General features: G+C 68.1%; 1 protein-coding gene. It reads right to left on the reverse strand.

The window, feature by feature from the left end:
• Positions 1 to 561 (reverse strand): carboxyl transferase domain-containing protein (locus tag ADK64_RS08005; protein ID WP_324614371.1); only part of this gene is annotated, 561 nt, incomplete at both ends.

Here is a 561-nt window from a genome sequence, read left to right on the forward strand (position 1 = left end):
CTCCTCGCCGGTCACCGCCTTGACCACGTCCGGGCCGGTGATGAACATCTGCGAGGTCTCGCGGACCATGAAGACGAAGTCGGTCAGGGCCGGGCTGTAGGCGGCGCCGCCCGCACACGGGCCGAGCATCACACTGATCTGCGGGATGACACCGCTCGCCTTGGTGTTGCGCTGGAAGATGCCGCCGTACCCGGCGAGCGCCGAGACACCCTCCTGGATCCGGGCACCCGCACCGTCGTTCAGCGACACCAGCGGCGCACCCGCCGCGATGGCCATGTCCATGATCTTGTGAATCTTGGTGGCATGGGCCTCACCCAGCGCACCGCCGAAGATCCGGAAGTCATGCGCGTACACGAAGACCGTACGACCCTCGACCGTGCCCCACCCGGTGATGACACCGTCGGTGTACGGCTTCTTCGCCTCCAGCCCGAACCCGCTCGCCCGGTGCCGGCGCAGCTGCTCCACCTCCTGGAAGGAACCCGGATCCAGGAGCAGCTCTATCCGCTCCCGCGCCGTCAGCTTGCCCTTGGCGTGCTGCGCCGCCGTCGCCTTCTCACTCGG

The organism is Streptomyces sp. MMG1121 (assembly GCF_001280015.1).
GTDB lineage: Bacteria > Actinomycetota > Actinomycetes > Streptomycetales > Streptomycetaceae > Streptomyces.